At 71.6% G+C, this 21,049-nt stretch carries 18 protein-coding genes; 9 read left to right on the forward strand and 9 right to left on the reverse strand.

Features of this window, described 5'->3' with window-relative positions:
- Window positions 1-33: 33 nt before the first annotated feature.
- From ITJ54_RS10035 to ITJ54_RS10050, 4 genes are read right to left on the reverse strand one after another with little or no spacing between them, the layout of a single operon-like run.
- Window positions 34-1,704 (reverse strand): ATP-binding cassette domain-containing protein, encoded by a 1,671-nt coding sequence (locus ITJ54_RS10035; protein ID WP_194627876.1) that lies wholly within the window; start codon window positions 1,702-1,704, stop codon window positions 34-36.
- Window positions 1,701-2,576 (reverse strand): ABC transporter permease, encoded by an 876-nt coding sequence (locus ITJ54_RS10040; RefSeq protein ID WP_323741671.1) that lies wholly within the window; start codon window positions 2,574-2,576, stop codon window positions 1,701-1,703. Before ITJ54_RS10040 ends, ITJ54_RS10035 begins: the two co-directional genes overlap by 4 nt.
- Window positions 2,573-3,688 carry an ABC transporter permease gene (locus ITJ54_RS10045; protein WP_323741672.1) on the reverse strand — a complete coding sequence of 372 codons (1,116 nt, stop codon included), beginning with the start codon at window positions 3,686-3,688 and terminating at the stop codon, window positions 2,573-2,575. Before ITJ54_RS10045 ends, ITJ54_RS10040 begins: the two co-directional genes overlap by 4 nt.
- 4 nt (window positions 3,689-3,692) lie before the next feature.
- Window positions 3,693-5,294: an ABC transporter substrate-binding protein gene (locus ITJ54_RS10050; protein WP_228509071.1), complete on the reverse strand. Its 1,602-nt coding sequence runs from the start codon at window positions 5,292-5,294 to the stop codon at window positions 3,693-3,695.
- A gap of 61 nt (window positions 5,295-5,355) precedes the next feature.
- On the opposite strand from ITJ54_RS10050, the gene ITJ54_RS10055 reads away from it, so the two are divergent.
- Complete coding sequence (locus tag ITJ54_RS10055) at window positions 5,356-5,955, forward strand: TetR family transcriptional regulator (protein ID WP_194627880.1); 600 nt, start codon at window positions 5,356-5,358, stop codon at window positions 5,953-5,955.
- Window positions 5,956-5,968: 13 nt separating this feature from the next.
- Here ITJ54_RS10055 and ITJ54_RS10060 read toward each other — a convergent pair whose 3' ends face one another.
- Entirely contained in the window at window positions 5,969-7,054 is a 1,086-nt protein-coding gene (locus tag ITJ54_RS10060; RefSeq protein WP_194627882.1) for a glycosyltransferase, read from the reverse strand.
- 96 nt (window positions 7,055-7,150) lie between these two features.
- Entirely contained in the window at window positions 7,151-8,185 is a 1,035-nt protein-coding gene (locus ITJ54_RS10065; RefSeq protein ID WP_194627884.1) for a cation diffusion facilitator family transporter, read from the reverse strand.
- A 247-nt stretch (window positions 8,186-8,432) separates the two neighbouring features.
- On the opposite strand from ITJ54_RS10065, the gene ileS reads away from it, so the two are divergent.
- Genes ileS through ndk form a run of 4 tightly spaced genes read left to right on the forward strand, consistent with a single transcriptional unit; the run spans window position 8,433 to window position 14,065 of the window.
- Complete coding sequence (ileS, locus tag ITJ54_RS10070; protein WP_194627886.1) at window positions 8,433-11,687, forward strand: isoleucine--tRNA ligase; 3,255 nt, start codon at window positions 8,433-8,435, stop codon at window positions 11,685-11,687.
- The gene (locus ITJ54_RS10075) at window positions 11,684-13,198 is read left to right on the forward strand and encodes a bifunctional folylpolyglutamate synthase/dihydrofolate synthase (protein WP_194627888.1); all 1,515 of its coding nucleotides are present in this window, start codon (window positions 11,684-11,686) and stop codon (window positions 13,196-13,198) included. The genes ileS and ITJ54_RS10075 overlap by 4 nt, the downstream gene beginning before the upstream one ends.
- On the forward strand, window positions 13,195-13,611 hold the full coding sequence (locus tag ITJ54_RS10080; protein WP_194627890.1) for a DUF4233 domain-containing protein: 417 nt from the start codon (window positions 13,195-13,197) through the stop codon (window positions 13,609-13,611). The genes ITJ54_RS10075 and ITJ54_RS10080 overlap by 4 nt, the downstream gene beginning before the upstream one ends.
- Before the next feature lie 34 nt (window positions 13,612-13,645).
- Window positions 13,646-14,065 carry a nucleoside-diphosphate kinase gene (ndk, locus tag ITJ54_RS10085; protein ID WP_194627893.1) on the forward strand — a complete coding sequence of 140 codons (420 nt, stop codon included), beginning with the start codon at window positions 13,646-13,648 and terminating at the stop codon, window positions 14,063-14,065.
- A 73-nt stretch (window positions 14,066-14,138) separates the two neighbouring features.
- Here ndk and ITJ54_RS10090 read toward each other — a convergent pair whose 3' ends face one another.
- Both ITJ54_RS10090 and ITJ54_RS18315 read right to left on the reverse strand, forming a co-directional pair.
- Window positions 14,139-15,005 (reverse strand): DsbA family protein, encoded by an 867-nt coding sequence (locus tag ITJ54_RS10090; RefSeq protein WP_194627895.1) that lies wholly within the window; start codon window positions 15,003-15,005, stop codon window positions 14,139-14,141.
- A 124-nt stretch (window positions 15,006-15,129) separates the two neighbouring features.
- Window positions 15,130-15,729, reverse strand: coding sequence for a vitamin K epoxide reductase family protein (locus ITJ54_RS18315; protein ID WP_323741673.1), 600 nt, complete (start codon window positions 15,727-15,729; stop codon window positions 15,130-15,132).
- 328 nt (window positions 15,730-16,057) lie between these two features.
- On the opposite strand from ITJ54_RS18315, the gene ITJ54_RS10100 reads away from it, so the two are divergent.
- Together ITJ54_RS10100 and ITJ54_RS10105 are read left to right on the forward strand one after the other, a co-directional pair.
- Window positions 16,058-19,081: an Rne/Rng family ribonuclease gene (locus ITJ54_RS10100; RefSeq protein WP_194627897.1), complete on the forward strand. Its 3,024-nt coding sequence runs from the start codon at window positions 16,058-16,060 to the stop codon at window positions 19,079-19,081.
- Between the two features lie 2 nt (window positions 19,082-19,083).
- Window positions 19,084-19,908: a hypothetical protein gene (locus ITJ54_RS10105; protein ID WP_194627899.1), complete on the forward strand. Its 825-nt coding sequence runs from the start codon at window positions 19,084-19,086 to the stop codon at window positions 19,906-19,908.
- Between the two features lie 84 nt (window positions 19,909-19,992).
- Here the strand turns inward: ITJ54_RS10105 and ITJ54_RS10110 are convergent, their stop codons facing one another.
- Window positions 19,993-20,265, reverse strand: a complete 273-nt coding sequence (locus tag ITJ54_RS10110; protein ID WP_194627901.1) for a DUF4031 domain-containing protein — start codon at window positions 20,263-20,265, stop codon at window positions 19,993-19,995.
- A gap of 174 nt (window positions 20,266-20,439) precedes the next feature.
- Between ITJ54_RS10110 and rplU the strand changes: the two genes are divergently transcribed.
- Both rplU and rpmA read left to right on the forward strand, forming a co-directional pair.
- Complete coding sequence (rplU, locus tag ITJ54_RS10115; protein WP_071274205.1) at window positions 20,440-20,748, forward strand: 50S ribosomal protein L21; 309 nt, start codon at window positions 20,440-20,442, stop codon at window positions 20,746-20,748.
- Between the two features lie 14 nt (window positions 20,749-20,762).
- Window positions 20,763-21,023, forward strand: a complete 261-nt coding sequence (rpmA, locus tag ITJ54_RS10120; protein WP_071274202.1) for a 50S ribosomal protein L27 — start codon at window positions 20,763-20,765, stop codon at window positions 21,021-21,023.
- Window positions 21,024-21,049 lie beyond the last annotated feature (26 nt).

Here is a 21,049-nt window from a genome sequence, read left to right on the forward strand (position 1 = left end):
GGCCGAGTCTCGACCCGGCGCCCGGCCCGCGCGCTACGCGGCGGGGCCCGCCGCCAGCCGCTCCGCGGCGGCGAGCAGCGCGACGGTCACGGGGTGGGTGGGGTGGGCGAAGACCTCGTGCGCGGGGCCGTGTTCCACCGCGGCACCGTCGTGCATCACCAGCAGGTCGTCTGCGATGCGACGAACCGCCCGTAGGTCGTGCGAGACGAACACCATCGCGACGCCGGTGTCCTCCCGCAGCCGTTCCAGGAGCGTCAGCACCGCGTCCTGCACGGTCGCGTCGAGTGCGGTCACCGGCTCGTCGAGCACCAGGACCGCCGGGTCGGTGGCCAGCGCCCGGGCGATCGCCAGCCGCTGCCGCTGCCCGCCGGAGAGCGTCAAGGGCGAACGGCTGCGGAGCGCGGGGTCGAGCTCGACCTGACGGAGCGCCTGGTCCACCCGGTCGCCGAGGTCGCCCGTCGCACGCCGGGCAGCGCCGTCGGTCAGCGCGTCGGCGAGCACCCGCTCGACGCTCCAGCGTTCGTCGAACGTCGCGCCCGGGTCCTGCACGACGGCGGAGACGCGTCGGCGGCGGGGCCGTCGCTCGCGCTCGGGGAGCGGCGCCCAGGCCTCGCCGTCGAGGGTCACGGTACCGGTGTCAGGGTCCTCGAGGCCGAGGAGCATCCGGACGACGGTCGTCTTGCCCGAACCCGAGGCCCCGACGACGCCGAGCGACCGTCCGCGCTCCAGGCCGAACGACACCCCGGTGACGGCGTCCACGTGGTCGTAGGCCTTCCGCAGGTCCTGCGCCGCGAGCACGCCCCCGCTGTGAGCCGGGTCGTGCGAGGTTGCACACTCCGTGCACGGGTCGGACCCCCGCACGGAGTGTGCAACCTCGCACCGGTCGACAGACGGCGCACCGTGCGCGGCACCGTCACCCGCCGCACCGTCACGCGCCGCACCGTCACCGGCCGCAGCGACGAGCGCCCGCGTCACCGGGTGCTCCGGCGCTCGGAGCACCCGGTCCACCGGACCGGACTCGACGACCCGCCCGCCGTCCATCACGACGACCCGGTCGGCCCACCCGGCGACGAGCCCCAGGTCGTGCGTCACGACGAGCAGCCCGGCGCCCTGCTGCTGTGCCGCGCGGAGCTGTTCCATCACCCGGACGGCGACCCCGGCGTCCAGGGCGGTCGTGGGTTCGTCCGCCACGACGAGCGCCGGCGCACCGATCGTCGCCGCGGCGATGAGTGCCCGCTGCCGCATGCCCCCGGACAGCGTGCCGGCGAGCCGCCCGTCGGAGGCGATCGCGGGGTCGAGCCCGACGCCCTCGAGCGCGGTGCGCACGGCGTCCACGCGCTCCCTGGCGCTCATCTCGGTGTGCAGCCGCAGGGTGTCGGCGACCTCACGCCCGACCGGACGCAGCGGGTCCAACGCGCCCAGGGCCTCCTGGCCGACGTAGCCGACCCGCGATCCGCGGACCGTCCGCCAGCGTCGCTCGGTGAAGGCACGGGCGTCGAGCCCGGCGACCTCGAGCCGGTCGGCACGGACGGCCGAGCCGGACGAGGAGAGCCCGAGCAGGGCCCGCACGGTGACGGTCTTGCCGGAGCCGGACGCGCCCACGAGGGCGACGCACTCGCCGGCGGCCACGTGCAGGTCGACGTCGTGGACGAGCGGCGTGCCACCGATCGCGACCGACAGTCCGTGGGCATCGAGGACGTTCACCGCAGCGCTCCTGTTCGTCGGAGTGCCCGGCCGAGCACGGTCACGGCGGTCGCGAGCACGACGATCGCCAACCCGGGGAAGGTGCTCATCCACGGCGCGGTGAGCAGGTACGTGCGGCCGTCGGCCAGCATCGCGCCCCACTCCGGCGCCGGCGGCGGCGTCCCGACACCGAGGTAGCTCAGGGCCGAGGCCCAGACGACCGCCTGCCCGATGCCGAGCGTGCCCACGGCGACCACCGGCCACAGCGCGGCGGGCAGCACGTGCCGGACGACGATCCGCGCGGGGGAGCGCCCGAGCAGCACCGCGGTCTCGACCACCTGCGAGGACCGTGCCGAACGCACGAGCCCCCGCACGATGCGCGCGTACCCGGGCGCCGTGGCGAACCCGACCGCGAGCATCGCCGGCACCGGACCCGGCCCGGTCACGGCGATGACGACGAGCGCGACGAGCAGCAGGGGGAGTGCGAACGCCACCTCGGTGACGCGCCCGACGACGGCGTCGACGAGGCGCCCGCCGAGGCCCGCCACCACGCCGAGCACCACCCCGACGACCCCGCCGACGAGGGTCGCGACGACCCCGACGAGCAGGCTCGCGCGGGTGCCGGCGACGACACGCGCCAGGACGTCGCGCCCGGACTCGTCCGTGCCGAACACGTGTCCGGGCCCGGGGGCCAGCAGGGCCTCCGTCGGGTGCACCGCGAGCGGGTGCGCGCCGCCGAGCAGCGCAGGCCACACGGCGGCGACCACCGCCACCGCCACGACCCCCGCCGCCACCAGACCGGCCGGTCCGAGCGTCCCCCCACGGAACCGCTCGGACCGGTCGCGGACGGTGTCGGTGTCGGCCGGGAGGCTCGGCTCGGCGATCCCGCTCACCGCGCGCCCGCCTCGTGGCCAGCCCCGGCGTCGGCGCCGCCAGGCCGCTGAGATCGCACTCCGTGTCGCCTCCCCGCGCCGGGACACGACACGGAGTGCGATCTCAGCGTCCCCGGGGACCGGGAACCGCGCGGGTCGACGGCCCGCTCGACGAGGTCGGCCACCGCGAGCACCACGACGTAGGCCGCCGCGGAGACGAGGGCGATGCCGGCCACGAGGGGCATGTCCCGCTGGGTCACGGCGGTCACGAGGGCACGCCCGACGCCCGGGAGCGCGAACACCGACTCCACCACCACGGCGCCGGACACCAGCGACCCGAAGGCCCAGGCGGACAGGGCGATCCCGGGCAGCGCAGCGTGCCGGAGCAGGTGACGTCCGAACAGTCCGGCGCGGGTCTCGCCGCGACCGCGGGCAGCGAGCGCGAACGCCGAGCGCTGGGCGTCGACCACGCCGTCGCGGACCGTCTCGGCGAGGTACCCGGCGACGGGCACAGCCACGGTCAGCACGGGGAGCACCCATCCGCGGACACTGCCGTCGCTGACCGCCGGCACCCAGCCGAGGGCGCTCGCGAAGACCACGATCAAGACGCTGCCCAGCCAGAAGTGCGGCATCACGCTCGCCGTGACCGAGATCGCGCTCGTCAGGGCCGCGGCGACCCGACCGCGCTGAGTGGAGCACCACGCGGCGACGATGGCGAGCACCCATGCGACGACGAGCCCGGCGACCGCCAGGGTCAGCGTCACCGGGAGCTGCTGCCCGAGCAGCGTCGCCACGGGCGTGCGGAACGCGTACGAGTCCCCGAGCTGCCCGGTCGCCAGGCGGCCGAGGAACACCACGTACTGCACGAGCACCGGACGGTCGAAGCCGTAGTCCTGGCGGACCTGCGCGACCGCCTCGGCCGAGGCCTGCGACCCCGGCCCGCCGAGCACCGCGAGCGCCGGGTCACCGGGGATGAGCCGGATCGCGACGAAGACGATCGTCGCCACCGCCCAGAGCACGCCGATGCCGCCGGCCGCACGGCGGAGCGCCCAGCGCGACCAGTGCCCTGCGACCGCGGCGGCGCCGGGGCGGTGCCGGTCCGTGGGACGCGCTGGGAGCCTCCTGTCCGTCACCGCGTCAGCGGTCGATCCAGGCGGTGCCGAACCACGGGGTGGAGACCGCGGTGGTCTCGATGCCGTGGACGGCCGAGCGGTACAGGAAGTGGTTCTGCTGGTCGTAGAGCGGCAGGACCGTGGCGCTGGCCAGGATCTTCTCCTGCGCCTGCTCGTACAGCGTGCCGCGCTCGCCGGAGTCGGACGTCCGTGCGGCTCGCTGCAGGAGGTCGTCGACTGCCGGGTCGTCGAGCTGTGCGAGGTTCGCGAAGTAGCCGGACGGTGCCGGGGTGATGCTCGCGCTGTCGTAGAGGATGCGGAGCACGTCGGCACCGACCTTCGTGTAGGGCGCGCTCACGACGTCGTACTGGTTCTTCGCCAGGGCCGCGTACCAGCTGGACAGGTCGAGCTCCTCGAGCTGCACCTTGATGCCGACCTCAGCCTCGGAGGCCTGGATCTGCTGGAACAGGCTGCGCTCCGCGGGGACCGACTGGTTCGTCGACACCGGGAAGGTCACCGTGAGCTGCTTGCCGTCCTTCTCGCGGATGCCGTCCGAGCCGACCTTCCACCCGGCGTCGTCGAGCAGCTGCTTCGCCGTCGACGGGGAGTACCGGAACAGCTTCCGGTCGGAGTACCCGTACGGCTCGACGCTCGAGAGCACCGAGTACGAGCGCTTCGCCGTGTCGAGGAACAGGGACTTCAGGCCCGGGTCGATCTCGGCCCCGGCGATGAAGGCCTTGCGGACGGCCTCGTCCTGGAACACGCCGTGCCCGGAGTTGAGCTCGAGGCGGTTCGACGCACCGGGGCGCGGGGCGTCGAGGTCGCGGATGGCGCCCTTCGCGGACGCGGCCTTCAGCTGGTCGGGCTGGGCGTTGTCGATGACGTCCACCTGGCCGGCCTGCAGGGCGGCGTAGCGCGAGGTGGCGTCGGGGAGGAAGCGCCACGTGATGCCGGACAGGCGCGGCTTCGTGGATCCCCAGTACTTCGCGTTCTTCGTCAGCGTGACCCGGTCGCCGTGCTTCCAGTTCGTGATCGTGAACGGGCCGGTGCCGACGGGCGACTCGCAGTTGGCCGCTTGGGACCGGTCGAGCGCCTTCGGGCTCTCCATGCCGACCCACGGCTGCGAGAAGGACTCGAGCAGGGCGCTGTCCGGTCGGCTCAGCGCGAGCGTGACCGTGTGGTCGTCGGTCGCGGTCGCCTGCTTGATGGACTGCAGCGCGAGGTAGCCCGTGCTCGACGCGGTCTTCGGGTCCTGCACGTGCTCGATGTTGCGCACCACGGCGGCAGCGTCGAACGGCGTGCCGTCGGTGAACGTGACGTCGTCGCGGAGCGTGAACGTCAGCGTCGTGCCGTCGTCGCTCGTGGTCCACTTCGTCGCGAGGGCGGGCACGGGCTTGCCGTCCTGCAGCCCGACGAGCTCCTCGATGTACTGGGTCGAGAGCAGCGCCTGCGGGTAGTTGCCGCCGACGTGCGGGTCGAGGCAGGTCGGCTCGGCGTCGCCGGAGGCGTACGTGAGCGTGCCACCGGCGACCGGGGTGCTGCTCGTGGTGCTCGCGCCGGAGCCCGTGCACGCGGTCAGGGCGAGCAGGATCGTCGCGGCGCCCGCGACGGCGCTGGCAGCGCGCATCCGAGCTTTCTGTACTGAGTCCAACATCATGGCGGAGCGAGTCTAGCTGTTCAATGGGGGCATGGACGAACGCACCCGTCGCGGGGGACGACCGCGCCGATCGAGCGCCGAGGTGCTCGCGGACGCGGCGGCCGAGCTGTTCCTCGAGCAGGGCTACGGCCGCACGACCGTGGACCAGATCGCCGCCCGTGCCGGGGTCAGTCGGGCGACGTTCTTCAACTACTTCCCGGCGAAGTCCGACGTGATGTGGCTCGAGCTCGACGCCGCCGTCGCCGCGCTGCCCGAGCTGCTGGCGGCGTCCACCGAGCCCTCGCCGGTCCGTGCGGTGGAGGACGCGCTGCTCGCCGCTGCCCGTGCCCACGACCCCGAGCGCGTGCCGTGGGCGGTGGCCCAGGCCGAGGTGATGGGCATCGGCGCCGAGCTCGTCGCCAGCGTGGCTGCCCGGGTCACTTCGCAGCACGCCGCCGTCGCCGCGTTCGTCGGGCGACGGACGGGGGAGCAGGCCGGGGCGCTCTGGCCGCAGACGGTGTCGGGCGCGATGCTCGGGGCGGCGGCCGCGGCGTTCGGGGTGTGGGTCGCGGACGGGGTCGGGCGGCGGGCGCTCGTGGAGTACGTCGCGGCGGCGCTGACCCCGGTGGTTGCCGGCCTCGACGCCCGCTGACGGGGAGCGGTCGTCACACGACGACTTCGGTTCCCACCGCCGGGCCGTCGTCCTGGCCCGACACCGCGACCCGGAGCGATCGACGGACGAGGGCCGACGGTTCCACGTACTCGTCGAAGTACCGCCGGGCCTCCGTCCGGAGGCGGGAGCGCCCGGCGGTGTCCGCATCGAGGCGGTGCACGGCGTCCAGTGCCTCGTCGACGGAGGAGAACCCGAGGTACTGGTGTCCTTCTCGGAGGCCGGGGGCCTCGTGCATCGGCCGTTCGCAGACGACCGCACAGCCCTGCGCGAGGTACTCGGCGAGCTTCCAGCCGTTCGAGTTCCACAGCCCCCGCGTGGTGATGCAGACCCGGGCCGCCCTCGAGGCACGGAGGAACGTGGCGGGGTTCGACCGGCTGGCTGGGAGCACGAGCTCCGGCGCGACCGCGAGCGCGTGGTCCGTCGGACTGAGTCCTCCCTGGAACCGGTCACCGAACTCGGCTTTCAGGGCGCGGAGCAACGCGATGCGCTCCCGGTTGATCGCGTTGCGATCGTCCGCGCGCCACCGCTCCTTGGTGGTGAGGCCCGTCGTCCTCGTCTCGGGCTCCCACAGCCTGGTCTGGAACAGGATCTTCCCGTTGTCGGACTGCGGGTCCCCGACGCGGAGCCGAGCGGATCGGCTCCACTCGGCGACGGCGAGCGCGCCGAAGCGGCGTGGTCCGACATTGCTCCGGAACGCGGCGTTCCAGAAGTACGGGTGCCGCGACGTCGCGTGGTAGTTGAGGCCCAGCGCTCGGTGCTCGGCACCGGTGCGGTAGGTGCCGCTCGGGGTGATCGGCCGGCTCCGGCGGAACAGCACGTCCACGCCATCCGCGAACGCATCGACGACGTCGGGGTCGAGGACGTCCCCGTCATCCAGGTCGTAGCCGATCCTGAGGCCGTCGACCTCGGCGAGGAGCCAGGTGTTGGACGGCAGTGCCGGGTCGCGGCGGGACCACGTGATGCGGAGGTCCAACTCTCGGTTGCGAGCGAGCGCGATGTACCCGGCGATGACCTGGTGGGAGTGGTGCGAGTTGCCCGAAGCGTGGAGGACGACGGACGGGAGATCGGGAGTCGGCATGATCCTGGTCTTTGGCAGAGGGTCGGAACAACACGGATCACTGATATTAACATATGCGATGTTGTCGATCCCTCCTGGCTGCCGCCCCGCCGGATCTCACTCCGTCCGCAGCGTCCCCGCGCCGCCCGAGGCCACGTCCTCCACGGTGCCGTCCCGCACGGTCTGCGGGATCTCGTCGCCGGTGGGAACGAGCGCCACGTCGTCCGGGTAGCTCAGGGTGAGGACGGCCTCCTCGATGTACTGGCTCTCCTCGAGCGACTTCTCGACGTCCCGCAGGCGCACCGCCACGTGGGACTCGTCCTCGTTCCCGGTGAGGTCGACGGCCGCCACCAGGTACACGCGGGACGGCCCGACGAACTCCAGGTGCAGGTAGGTCACGCGCTCCACCTGCTTGCGGGCGAGCAGTTCGACGAGCACGGCGTTCTCGAGCTCGGGCGACGTGCTCTCGCCGACCAGGAACCGGCGGTTGCGGTCGATGAGGACCACCGCGACGACGCCGAGCAGCAGGCCGACCGCGATGGACCCGATCGCGTCGAAGACCGCCAGGCCGGTGACCTGGTGCAGGAAGACCCCGAGGAAGGCGATGACCAGGCCGACCAGTGCGGCGGCGTCCTCGGCGAAGACCGCACGGAGCGTCGGGTTCGAGGACTGCAGCACGTGGCGCAGCACCGGCACCTTCCGCTTCGTCGCGGCACCGTGCGCCTGGCGGTAGGCCTGCAGGAAGCTCGTGCCCTCGAGGCAGAACGACAGCGCGAGCACGACGTAGTTGAGCACGACGTCCTCGGCCGGCCCGGTCTCCCCGAGCTCGCTGATGCCGTGGTAGATCGACACGATCGCACCGGCGGTGAACAGGCCGAACGCGGCGAACATCGACCAGATGTACGTCTCGCGCCCGTACCCGAGCGGGTGGGCCGCGTCCCGCTTCTTCGCTCCCCGCCGCTCGGCGATGAGCAGGAAGACCTCGTTGCCGGTGTCGGCCCACGAGTGCGCTGCCTCGGCCACCATCGACGCGGACCCGGAGAGCAGCGCGGCGATCGACTTCGCGATGGCGACGAGCAGATTCGCCCCGAAGGCGATGATCACGGTCAGCATGGACTCGGGACGGTCCTGCTGCTGTTCAGACGACGGCATCACTCAAGCATGCTCCCGTCCGGTAAAGTCGTGTTCCACAGGCATTGATCCGGCCATCACCGGGGAGTCATCCGGAAGAACGCGGACCGTCTCGGCGGGTCGTCAGTAGAACCGGACGGGTTCGGGACCGTCACCATCCCCGACGACGAGCGGCCGTCCCGGTTCCACCGGAACGGCAAGCGAGGTGGTACCGCGGAGCCCTCGGGCACCGTCCTCGTGGAGACGAACCGAACCCACAGGAGCCCCCGTGCGTTACCCGCTCACCTCGAACACCGACGGCGTCACCCCGTCGCCCTCCTTCCCCGCCGTCGAGCAGGGGATCCTCGCCTTCTGGAAGGGCGACGACACCTTCCGCGCGTCGATCGAGGCCCGCACCGGCTGCGACGAGTGGGTCTTCTACGACGGCCCGCCCTTCGCCAACGGCCTGCCGCACTACGGGCACCTGCTGACCGGCTACGCCAAGGACGTCTTCCCGCGCTACCAGACCATGCGCGGCAAGCAGGTGCACCGCCGATTCGGCTGGGACACGCACGGGCTGCCCGCCGAGCTCGAGGCCATGCGCCAGCTCGGCATCACCGAGAAGCACGAGATCGACACCATGGGTGTCGACGTCTTCAACGCGGCGGCGAAGAAGTCGGTGCTGCAGTACACCGACGAGTGGCAGCAGTACGTCACCCGCCAGGCGCGCTGGGTCGACTTCGAGGACGACTACAAGACCCTCGACGTCACCTACATGGAGAGCGTCCTGTGGGCGTGGAAGCAGCTCTGGGACAAGGGCCTGGCCTACGAGGGCTTCCGGGTCCTGCCGTACTGCTGGAACGACCAGACGCCGCTGTCCAACCACGAGCTGCGCATGGACGACGACGTCTACCAGATGCGCCAGGACCAGTCCGTGACGGTGTCGTTCCCGCTGCGCGGTGCTCGGGCCTCCGAACTGGGCCTCGACGGCGTGCGCGCGCTCGCCTGGACGACGACCCCCTGGACCCTCCCGACGAACGCCGCCCTGGCCGTCGGGCCGGCGGTCGCGTACGTGGTGCTGCCAGCAGGGCCGGGAGGCTCCGCTGACGGTGGTGACGCCGGTGCGGTCTCGTACATGCTCGCCGCCGACACCGTGGCCGCCTATGCGAAGGACCTCGGCTACGAGACGGCCGAGGCCGCTGTCGCGGCCGTGACGCGCGAGCTGCAGGGCAGCGAGCTCGACGGCGTCGAGTACGAGCGCCTGTTCGACTTCCTCAGCGACACCGAGGGCATGGAGAACGGCTGGAAGATCCTGGTCGCCGACTACGTCGAGACGGGCGAGGGCACCGGCATCGTGCACCAGGCCCCGGCGTACGGCGCTGACGACCAGGTGGTCTGTGCCGCCGCGGGCATCCCCGTCGTGCTGTCCCTCGACGAGGGCGGCGTCTTCACGTCGCAGTTCGGCGACGTCGCCGGCATGCTGTGGTCGGACGCGAACAAGCCGCTGACCAAGGCCGTGCGCGACGCCGGACGGCTCCTCCGCCAGGCCTCTTACGAGCACAGCTACCCGCACTGCTGGCGCTGCCGCAAGCCCCTCATCTACAAGGCCGTCTCGTCGTGGTTCGTCCGCGTCACCGAGATCCGCGACCGCATGGGTGAGCTGAACCAGGACATCACCTGGGTGCCGGACAACGTCAAGGACGGCCAGTTCGGCAAGTGGGTCGGCAACGCCATCGACTGGTCGGTCTCCCGCAACCGCTACTTCGGCACGCCGATCCCGGTGTGGGTCTCCGACGACCCGGCGTACCCGCGGCAGGACGTCTACGGCTCGCTGGCCGACATCGAGCGCGACTTCGGCCGCCTGCCGGTGAACGCCGAGGGCCAGGTCGACCTGCACCGCCCGTTCATCGACGACCTGACGCGGCCGAACCCGGACGACCCCACGGGGAACTCGACCATGCGCCGGATCACCGACGTGTTCGACGTCTGGTTCGACTCCGGGTCGATGCCGTACGCCCAGGTGCACTACCCGTTCGAGAACCGGGAGTGGTTCGACAGCCACAGCCCCGCCGACTTCATCGTCGAGTACATCGGGCAGACCCGCGGCTGGTTCTACGTCATGCACGCGCTCTCCACCGCGCTGTTCGACCGGCCCGCGTTCACGAACGTCATCAGCCACGGCATCGTCCTCGGCTCCGACGGCCAGAAGATGTCGAAGTCGCTCCGCAACTACCCGGACGTCTCCGAGGTCTTCGACCGCGACGGCGCCGACGCGATGCGCTGGTTCCTGATGTCGTCGTCGGTGATCCGCGGCGGCAACCTCGTCGTCACCGAAGAGGGCATCCGCCAGGGCGTCCGCGAGTTCCTGCTGCCGTTCTGGTCGACGTACTACTTCTTCACGCTGTACTCGAACGCCTCCGGTGCCGACGGCTACCAGGCCTCACGCCGGACGGACAGCACCGACGTCCTCGACCGATACCTCCTCGCGAAGACCCGCGTGCTCGTCACCGACGTCACGACGCACCTCGACGCGCTCGACACCCCGCTCGCGGCGCAGGCCATCCGCGACTTCGCCGACGTGCTGACGAACTGGTATGTCCGCCGGTCGCGCGACAAGTTCTGGCTCGGGGCCGAGTCCTCGTCATCGGCGAAGGACGCCTTCGACACGCTCTTCACCGTGCTCGAGACGCTCGCCCGGGTGGCGGCCCCGCTCGCGCCCCTGGTGTCGGAGGAGATCTGGAAGGGGCTGACCGGCGGTCGCAGCGTGCACCTCACCGACTGGCCGGAGCCGGGCGAGTTCCCCGCCGACGACGCCCTCGTCACGGCGATGGACCGCGTGCGCGACGTCGCCTCGAAGGGCCTCGCACTCCGCAAGGCGACAGGCAAGCGCGTCCGCCTCCCGCTCGCCACGCTGACGCTCGTGCTGCCGGACAGCGACGCCGTCGCCCCGTTCACGGACATCCTCCGCGACGAGCTCAACGTCAAGCGGGTCGTGCTCGAGGCCCAGGCCGAGGAGTCGTTGGCGCAGTACGGCATCGAGCGCAAGCTCACCGTCAATGCCCGCGCCGCCGGACCCCGCATCGGCAAGGCCGTGCAGCAGGTCATCCCCGCCGCCAAGCGGGGCGACTGGGTGGCGACCGACACCGGCGTGACCGTCGGCGGCATCGAGCTCGTCGAGGGCGAGTTCACGCTCGACCTCACCGTCGCCGACGCCGCCATCGCGGTCGCGTTCCTCGACGGCGGCGGGTTCGTGGTGCTCGACACCGTGACCACGCCCGAGCTCGAGTCCGAGGGGCTCGCCCGCGACGTCGTCCGCGCCGTGCAGCAGGCCCGTCGTGACGCTGACCTCGACGTCAGCGACCGCATCGTCCTGACGCTGGGTGCCGACACCGTGGCCGCGGACGCCGTCCGGACCCACCAAGACCTCATCGCGGGCGAGACCCTCGCGACGACCATCGACGTGGTGGCGACCACGTTCGCCGAGGGCGAGGGCACCCTCGTCGGCGACGGTGCCAAGGTGTCCGTGGAGGTGGCACGCGCATGAGCGACAACAACCACGACCAGTACGACCAGTACGACCAGCACGACCAGCACGACCAGCACGACGACGGGCAGGACGACGGGATCCGCTACGACGCCGACGGCATCGAGATCCCCGTCGGACCGTCCGGCGACACCAGCCCGGCCGAGTCCGTGCCGTTCGGCGGTGACGACGACGAGGTCAAGCGCGTCGAGGCCGCCCTGTACGCCAGGATCGGCGAGCAGTCGCCCGAGCACCGGCTGACGGCGACCCGGCGCGCCGTCGAGCTCCTCGGCGACCCGCACCTGGCCTACCCCGTCGTCCACGTCACCGGGACGAACGGCAAGACCTCGACCGCCCGCATGGCCGAGAGCATCATCCGCGCGCACGGGCTGCGCACCGGACTCATGACGAGCCCGCACCTGGTGTCGATCCGGGAGCGCATCGTCATCGACGGCGAACCCATCGCCGCCGACCGCCTCGTCGAGAACTGGGACGACATCACCCCGATCCTCGACATGACCGACGCCGAGCTCACCGCCAAGGGCGAGCTCCCGCTGACGTTCTTCGAGGCCCTGACGGTGCTCGCCCTGGCGTGCTTCGCCGAGGCGCCCGTCGACGTCGCCGTGATCGAGGTCGGCATGGGCGGCGAGTGGGACTCCACCAACGTCGTCCAGAGCCAGGTGCAGGTCATCACCCCGATCGCCATCGACCACGCCAAGCAGCTCGGCAGCACCGTCGCCGAGATCGCCCGGACCAAGTCGGGCATCATCAAGCCGTCCTCGGCCGTCGTGTCGAGCGCGCAGGTGCCCGAGGCGCTCGCCGAGCTCGAGCGGGCAGCCGAGCTCACCGAGTCGTCGTTCGCGGTCGAGGGCACCGGCTTCAGCGTCCTCGACGTCACCCCGGCCGTCGGCGGGCAGCTCATCACCGTGCAGGGCGTGGCCGGCCGCTACGACGACCTGTTCCTGCCGCTGTTCGGGGCGCACCAGGCCCACAACGCCGCGGTCGCGATCGCCGCGGTCGAGTCGTTCATCGGGCGCGGGTCGCAGCCGCTCGACCAGGACGTCCTCAGCGAGGGGCTCGCCGGTGCCACCAGCCCGGGCCGTCTGCAGCCGATCGCCCAGGGCCCGACCGTCGTGGTCGACGCCGCGCACAACCCGCACGGCGCGAAGGCCCTGGCCGAGGCACTGCCGGTCGCGTTCCCGTCCGGGCACGTCGTCGGCGTGGTCGGCATCCTCGCCGACAAGGACGCCCGCGGGTTCGTGCGGGCGCTCCGGGACACCGTCCGGACGTTCGTCGTCACCCAGCCGCCGGGGGAGCGGGCACTCGACGCCGACGCCTTCGCCCGGATCGTGGTGGACGAGGTCGGCGGCGACCGCGTCGTCGTCGAGCCCGTGCTCGCGCAGGCCCTGCAGGAGGCCCGCGACCTGGCGGACGAGGACGACGCCGACGACGCCATGGTGCTCGTCGCCGGCTCCATCGTCATGGTGGGTGCCGTCATGGACCTGGTGCACCGTGAAGGGGAGTCCAAGTGACGGACGCGGGGGGAGCCTCCCGGCCGGGTCGGCAGCCGCGCACGCGGCGACCGCGACGCGACCGCGGAGCCCAGGAGAGCCTGCTCTCGATCACGCTCGTGCTCGAGGCGATCATGTTCTTCTTCCCGATGCTCGTCGTGTTCGGCAAGCACACCCTGCCGGCCGGACTGGCCTTCGGCGGTGGCCTCGCCGCCATCGTCGTGCTGGCGCTCGCGTCGCGTCTGACCGGCAGTCGTGCCGGTGTATGGTTCGGGTGGCTGCTGCAGGCGGCCATCCTCGCGACCGGCTTCATCGAGCCGTTCATGTTCGCGGTGGGGGCGGTGTTCCTGGCGCTGTGGGTGTTCTGCTTCGCCAAGGGCGCACAGCTCGACCGCGCGAACGCCGCGGCACGACGTGCCGCCGGCGAGGACTGACCACATCCACCCCCGAACTCCAGGGAGCACCGCTGTGTCCGACTTCGAAGAGACCCTCGTCCTCGTCAAGCCCGACGGCGTCGCCCGCCAGCTCACCGGTGAGGTCCTGCGCCGCATCGAGGCCAAGGGCTACGAGATCGTCGACCTGAAGATGCTGACCGCCCCGCGTGACCTCCTCGACGCGCACTACGAGGAGCACCAGGGCAAGCCGTTCTTCGAGCCGCTCGTCGAGTTCATGCAGTCCGGTCCGGTCGTCGCCGTGCGCGTCGCCGGCAACGGTGTCATCGCGGGCTTCCGTTCGCTCGCCGGCACCACCGACCCGACCTCGGCCGCGCCGGGCACCATCCGCGGCGACCTCGGTCGTGACTGGGGCCTCAAGGTGCAGCAGAACCTGGTGCACGGCTCCGACAGCGCCGAGTCCGCCGCGCGCGAGCTGGGCCTCTGGTTCTCCTGACGCTCGACTGATCGGGCGCGAACGACGAAGGCCCCCGCACTCACTGAGCGCGGGGGCCTTCGACGTCGGCGGGCTACTTGGTCGAGCCGCCGTTCTGCTCGACGAACGCGGCGAACGCGGTGGTGTCGCTCCAGGCGTTGGTGTTGTCGGCGTTGTACTGCTTGCCGTTGACGATGACCGTCGGCGTGCCGGTGAGCTTCGGGACGTCGGAGTTCGCGAGCGGCTGCGTCAGGACGCGGTTCGTGGCGTCGGCGACCCAGCTGGCGAAGCGCTGGTCCGTGATGCAGGACGCGACGTCCTTGTTGGTGGCGCCGGCGTCCTTCGCGATGTCCGCGAGCTTCTGGTTCGTCAGGCCCCGGGTGCTCTCGGACGGCTGGTTGGCGTAGAAGGCCGTGTTGACGTCGAGGAAGGCGTCGGGGTCGTAGTTCGCGACGCAGGCGGCGGCTGCGGCGGCACGAGTCGAGTACTTCGAGCCGAGCGACACGCGGTCGAGCAGGTTGAACGGGTGGATCTCGAGCGTGGCCGCACCGCTCTCCACCATCTTCTTGATCTGCGGCATGTTGCCGGTCTCGAACTGGTTGCAGACGGGGCACATGTAGTCCTCGTACACCGTGATGTTCGCGACCGAGTCGTCCTGCTTGGTGGCGGTCGGCTTGCCCTTCTCCGGGATCGCCTTCGTCTCCACGGGGACGATCTTGCCGCCCTGTCCCTGCAGCACGATGCCGTCGCTCGCCATGTTCTTCGGACCGGGGCCGGCGGGCTGCACCGAGTTCGCGATGACCAGCACCACGACCGCCACGACCGCCAGGGCACCGACGATGATGCCGCTGATCGTCAGCGTGCGGTTGCGGCGCCTGCGGGCCTGGTCCTTCGCGCGCTGGGCGGCGGCGCGCTCACGGGCCGCGTTCCTGCGCGCCTTCTTGCTCTCGTTGTCGCTCATCGGGAACGAGCGTAACGGCTGCCGACGCGCCGACGGGTCGTCCTGGCTGGGAAGAGTCCAGGAATCAGGTGACACGTCACCGACTTCGTCCCGGCCTGCGGGCCGCCGGACGCCGGCGGCAGCGTCAGAGGAACGACAGGACCGTGGGGAACTTGACCAGGATCGTGACGACGATGAACAGGTAGTTCGCGAGCGGGAACGCCCAGCAGAAGGGGAGCAACGCCCGGCCGACCCGACGACCGCCCGGCCCGAACGTGCCGCGCGCGAGGTTCCAGATCGTGAAGACCCAGAACATCGGGATCGTCATCGCCCAGACGAGCATGCACCAGGGGCAGAGCGCGCCGATGAACCAGACGGTCTGCGTGAAGAGCCACGTGACGAACACCCACGCCAGGAACACCCCGGCGTTGAAGGCGATCCAGAACCACCTGGTGCCGCGGAACCCGGCGAGCAGCACCACGCCCACGGCGATCGGCGCCACGAACCCCATCACGCCGATCAGCGGGTTCGGGAAGCCCAGCAGGTGTCCCTGGGCGCTCGTCATCACGTCCGAGCAGTTGACGAAGGGGCTCACGTCGCACGAGAGCACCGCCTTCGGGTTCTCGTACTTGGCGAACTCGTCCAGGACCAGCCGGAACGCCGCGTAGAGCGCGACGACACCGGTGACGAGGAGGAGGATCGCGATCGCGACGGGACGACGGGTGGTGGGTGCTGTCGTGGTCACCGCGTCATCATGACACGGGCCTCCGACCGTTCTCCGTCGTCGCGTGCGACAATGACAGTCGTCGCACGGCCGATCCGTGTGACGACGAGAGCTTTCCGGGCGACAGCCCGGACGAACAAGGCACGGTGACAGCGTGCCGTGACCGGACGACGCGTCACTTCCGACGCCGGACCGGGTGGGGCCGGGTGCTCCGCTCGGGCGGACACGAGATGTCGACGCCGGACGGTCACTGACCAGCGAGTGCGGGTGGCGTGGCCGCCGCCCGCCACAACCACAGAGTTCCCGCCACCCGACAGGGCCAGCGCGGGGTCGAGGAGTGCACCAGTCCATGGTGGAGCAGAGCGAACACAACGCGAACGACAACAACGACGACGCCGCACCGAAGCGACGGGGCCGCCTGTTCGGCGGACGCCGCGCCCGGTCGGGGCAGCAGACCGCCGGGGGTGTGCCGACGTCGACCGACGCGGTCGAGACCTCCGAGGCCTCCGAGGCCTCTGCGCCGGAGACGACCGGACCGGTCCTGACCGACTCGGTCTCCGTGCAGGTCGACGTCCAGACCGGCGCGACCGCGGTCGCCCACGACGTCAGCACCCTCACCGGTGACCTGCCGGTCGTCGACGCCGACGCGGTCGCCTCCCAGGCGGCCGACGCCGAGGTCGCCGCGGTGGCCGAGGCAGCTGGTGCTGACGACGCGCCCGAGACCGCCGTGGCCGACGCCGCGGTGCTGGCGGACGATCTGGCGACGCCGCCCGAGCAGGCCAGCACTGCGCCGACCGACACCGCGCAGACCGACACTGCGACGACGACGGCGTCCACTGCCGCCACCGCCCGCAACGCGCTCCGCTGGTCCGACGAGGACGGCGACACCGAGGCCGACGACGAGACGCCGACGGACTCCCACTCGGACGCCCCGGCGACCGACGAGACCGCCGAGCCCGCGACCCCCGCGGTCGAGGCCCCGAAGGCGACGTCCACCCTCAGCCTGATCTTCCACGCCCCGGTCCTGCCGGAGCTCCCCGTCCGTGGCGCCCGGTCCGACCGTGACGACCGCTGGGACGAGGACGACGACCAGGAGTCCGGCGGCAGCCGTCGTCGCACCCGTCGTCGTGGCAGCAGCGCCGACCGCGAACCCCGTGAGCCGCGCGACCACCAGGAACCCCGCCGCCGCGAGGTCGAGTACATCACCGAGCCCCAGAAGGTGAAGGGCTCCACCCGTCTCGAGGCCAAGAAGCAGCGTCGCCGCGACGGCCGTGACGCCGGCCGCCGTCGCCAGGTCGTGACCGAGGACGAGTTCCTCGCCCGTCGCGAGAGCGTCGACCGCCAGATGATCGTCCGCTCCAGCGCGGAGACGATCGAGATCGGTGTCATCGAGGACAACGTCCTCGCCGAGCACTACGTCACCAAGTCGCACAACGTGTCGCTCATCGGCAACGTGTACCTCGGCAAGGTGCAGAACGTCCTCCCCTCGATGGAGGCCGCCTTCGTCGACATCGGCCGCGGCCGCAACGCCGTGCTCTACGCCGGCGAGGTCGACTGGAACTCCGTCGAGACCGGCAACCACGGCCGCCGCATCGAGGCAGCGCTCAAGCCCGGCGACAAGGTCCTCGTGCAGGTCACCAAGGACCCGGTCGGCCACAAGGGCGCACGCCTGACCAGCCAGGTCTCGCTGCCGGGTCGCTACCTCGTCTACGTGCCGAACGGCTCGATGAACGGCATCTCGCGGAAGCTCCCGGACACCGAGCGCGCGCGCCTGAAGAAGATCCTCAAGGCGGTCCTGCCCGAGCACGCCGGCGTCATCGTGCGCACCGCGGCCGAGGGTGCCACGGAGGAGCAGCTGACGCGCGACGTCCAGCGCCTCACCGCGCAGTGGGAGGCCATCCAGAAGAAGGTCGCGAACGGCCAGGCGCCGATCATGCTCCACTCGGAGCCCGACCTGCTCGTGAAGATCGTCCGCGACGTCTTCAACGAGGACTTCACCAAGCTCATCATCGACGGCGACGCCGCGCGCGAGACCATCGACGAGTACCTCACCGCCGTGGCCCCCGACCTGAAGGACCGCGTCGAGCTGTACGACGGCCCGGACTCCTTCGAGGAACACCGGCTCAACGAGCAGATCGAGAAGGCGCTCGACCGCAAGGTCTGGCTGCCCTCCGGTGGCTCGCTCGTCATCGACCGCACCGAGGCCATGACGGTGGTCGACGTCAACACGGGCAAGTTCGTCGGCTCCGGGGGCAACCTCGAGGAGACCGTCACGAAGAACAACCTCGAGGCCGCCGAGGAGATCGTCCGCCAGCTCCGGCTGCGCGACATCGGCGGGATCATCGTCGTCGACTTCATCGACATGGTGCTCGAGTCCAACCGCGACCTCGTCCTGCGTCGCCTCGTCGAGTGCCTCAGCCGCGACCGCACGAAGCACCAGGTCGCCGAGGTCACCTCGCTCGGCCTCGTGCAGATGACCCGCAAGAAGATCGGCGTCGGCCTCCGCGAGTCCCTCGACGAGGTCAACGCCAAGGTCAACGACAACAACGCCGACCCGGGTCCGTCCAAGGGGCGCCGCAAGGGTCGTGGCAACGGTTCCGACAGCGGGTCCTCGGCCGGCGGCAGCTCGAACGGGCAGCGCGGCAACGGCAACGGCAACGGCAACGGCGGCGAGCACAAGTCGTCGCAGGCGCACCAGATCACGGACGACGTGAAGCACGCGCTGTCCCGGATCGCCGCGTCGACCATCGTCCACGAGGAACCGGCCACATCGCCGAGCGTCCCCGCGGCCACGACGACGCCGGCTCCGGCAGCCACGCAGGCCACCGACGCCCCCGAGACGCCGACCGAGGGCGGTCCCAAGCGCCGCCGTCGTCGCGGTGGTCGTGCCAGCTCCGAGCAGAGTGCCCCGGCCTCGACCGACGCCGTGCTGACGCTGCCGGCTCCGGCCGCTGCCACCGCCGCGCCTGCCGTCGCTCCCACCGAGCGCACCGCCGAGCCGACCGAGGCCCCGGCCGCCACCGCGCCGGGAGCACCGGCCCCCGTCAGCACGCAGGCCTCGACGGCCCCGGAGCAGCCGGCCCAGCCTGCCACGCCGCCGGCTCGTCGTCGGGCGTCCTCGTCCGCCACGGTCACCCCGGCGGACACGACGGTCGCCATCCTCGACATCCCCGTCGCGGTGACGAAGCGCGAGCCCCGCAAGGCCCCGGACGCGGACTCGCTCCTCGACTCGGTCCTGCAGGCGCTCCCGGAGCCGAAGCAGCCCGGTCAGGGCCGTTCCCGGTCGCGTCGTGTCTCGTCGGGCAGCATCAGCGCTCCGGCGACGACCGACGGGGACGCCTCCGACGACGGCACCGTGATCCTGGGGAGCTGAGGGTGGCAAACCCGGAGCACCGCCCGCAGCCGGACGACCGCGGGTACTACGGCGCCGGGTGGCAGCCGGCGCAGCCGCAGCCGCAGCAGTACGCCCAACAGCAGCAGCATCAGCAGCAGCACGGCGGCGGTCCGGCTGGTGGGGGTCCGGCCGGTGGCGGGTACCTCCCGCCCCGGCCTCCCCGGCCTGCGGGGGACCCGACCAGGGCCTTCGCACCCGGTGCCTCCGGCGCTGCGGTCGCCGGCGCCGCCATCGCGGTCGTCGGGGTGCTCGCGGTGCAGGCCCTGTCCGGCCTCCTCGGCATGATCGGCACGAGCCTGTACGTCGGCCCGTTCGGCGCCTACGGCGGCCACAGCGTCGTGCTCAGCTTCGCCACGGCCGTGTTCCTGACGCCGTTCCCGTTCTACGCCGGCGCCTTCCTGGCGCTCGCGTTCCTGACGCCGATCACGCGGCGCAGTCCGCTCCCCGTCGTCCTGCTCCGCGCAGTCCTCGGCGGCGCGGCCGGCACCCTGGCCCTGGCGCTCGTCGGGGTCGTCACCGGGGCGTACGGAGCCGTCGACGCCGGGCCCAGGCGCCTGCTCACGGACGTCCTGACGTCACCGCTGCAGCGCGGGGTCCCGCTGACCGCGATGCTCCTGGCCGCCGCCACGGTCGCCTGGCTCTGGCTCGGCCGTCCCCGAGGCCGCGCCGGCCGCCAGACGTCCGGCACCCCCGGCACGGTGCGTCCGGCCGACGCGGTCCCGCCGGCGACCGTCCAGCCCCAGCAGCAGCCGCAGCAGCAGTGGGCGCCCCCGCAGCAGCAGTGGGGACCGCCGCCGGGTCGCTGACCCGGCCGCCCTGGACAGGGCACCCACCGGACTGGAGGCTCGTGGCGACCCCGCCACGGGCCTCCAGTGCCGTCCTGGGGCGCCTCAGAAGCCGCGCTTGTCCCGCTGGGCGACCCGGAGACCGCTCCGGATCAGGCGGAGCACCAGCTCGCGCCCGGGCACCGGGGTCGCGCCGAGCGCGACCAGTTCGTCGTACCGCGCCTGGGGCACGTCGTAGTGGTCGTGGTCGAACGCTCGGCGTGGCACACCGGCACGTGCTGCGAAGTCGTGGAGCTCCGCGTACGATAGGTCACTGACGAGGTGCGACCACACGGTTTCGTGGGCGGGCCACGTCGGTGGGTCGATCAACACGGTCACGCGTCCATGCTAGGTGCGTGTCGCCGTTTGACCGGACCCATGCCCATCGAGTACGCTCGATCCCTGGTGTCAACGGGCCGTTCTGCCTGTGTCGCCGGCCACCGGTTCCGCTGGTGGTCGCGCAGGAACAGACACCCGAGACTTCCCTCAAGCAGAGTTAGTAAGGATTTCCACGTGGTTTACGCAGTAGTGCGCGCCGGCGGCCGTCAGGAGAAGGTCGAGGTCGGCACGATCCTCACCATCGATCGCAAGAAGGCCGATGACCAGGGCAACATCGAGCTCGCGCCCGTGCTCCTCGTGGACGGTGACACCATCACCTCCGCCGCGACCGACCTGGCGAAGGTGACCGTCACCGCCGAGGTGCTCGAGGACCTCCGCGGCAAGAAGGTCATCATCCAGAAGTTCAAGAACAAGACCGGTTACAAGAAGCGCCAGGGCTTCCGCGCGGACCTCACGCGCGTCAAGGTCACCAAGATCGCGTAAGGCGGGAGCAGACAATGGCACACAAGAAGGGTGCGAGTTCCACTCGCAACGGTCGCGACTCGAACGCACAGCGCCTCGGCGTGAAGCGCTTCGGTGGCGAGGTCGTCAACGCCGGTGAGATCATCGTCCGCCAGCGTGGGACGCACTTCCACCCGGGCGCGAACGTCGGCCGGGGTGGCGACGACACGCTGTTCGCCCTGGCCGCTGGCTCGGTCGAGTTCGGCACCAAGGGTGGCCGCAAGGTCATCAACATCGTCGACGCCGTGAGCGTCTGACGACACAGTTCTCTGGATGAGGGGCG

The organism is Curtobacterium sp. VKM Ac-2865, from assembly GCF_015350905.1.
Taxonomy (GTDB): Bacteria; Actinomycetota; Actinomycetes; order Actinomycetales; family Microbacteriaceae; genus Curtobacterium.

Bases quoted from the DNA above. Each gene is read 5' to 3' on its own strand.
- ITJ54_RS10075 (WP_194627888.1), top strand. From the start codon at position 11,684: ATGAGCGACAACAACCACGACCAGTACGACCAGTACGACCAGCACGAC.
- ITJ54_RS10055 (WP_194627880.1), top strand. From the start codon at position 5,356: ATGGACGAACGCACCCGTCGCGGGGGACGACCGCGCCGATCGAGCGCC.
- rpmA (WP_071274202.1), top strand. From the start codon at position 20,763: ATGGCACACAAGAAGGGTGCGAGTTCCACTCGCAACGGTCGCGACTCG.
- ITJ54_RS10050 (WP_228509071.1), bottom strand. From the start codon at position 5,294: ATGCGCGCTGCCAGCGCCGTCGCGGGCGCCGCGACGATCCTGCTCGCC.
- ITJ54_RS10090 (WP_194627895.1), bottom strand. From the start codon at position 15,005: ATGAGCGACAACGAGAGCAAGAAGGCGCGCAGGAACGCGGCCCGTGAG.
- ITJ54_RS10060 (WP_194627882.1), bottom strand. From the start codon at position 7,054: ATGCCGACTCCCGATCTCCCGTCCGTCGTCCTCCACGCTTCGGGCAAC.
- ITJ54_RS10100 (WP_194627897.1), top strand. From the start codon at position 16,058: ATGGTGGAGCAGAGCGAACACAACGCGAACGACAACAACGACGACGCC.
- ITJ54_RS10065 (WP_194627884.1), bottom strand. From the start codon at position 8,185: ATGCCGTCGTCTGAACAGCAGCAGGACCGTCCCGAGTCCATGCTGACC.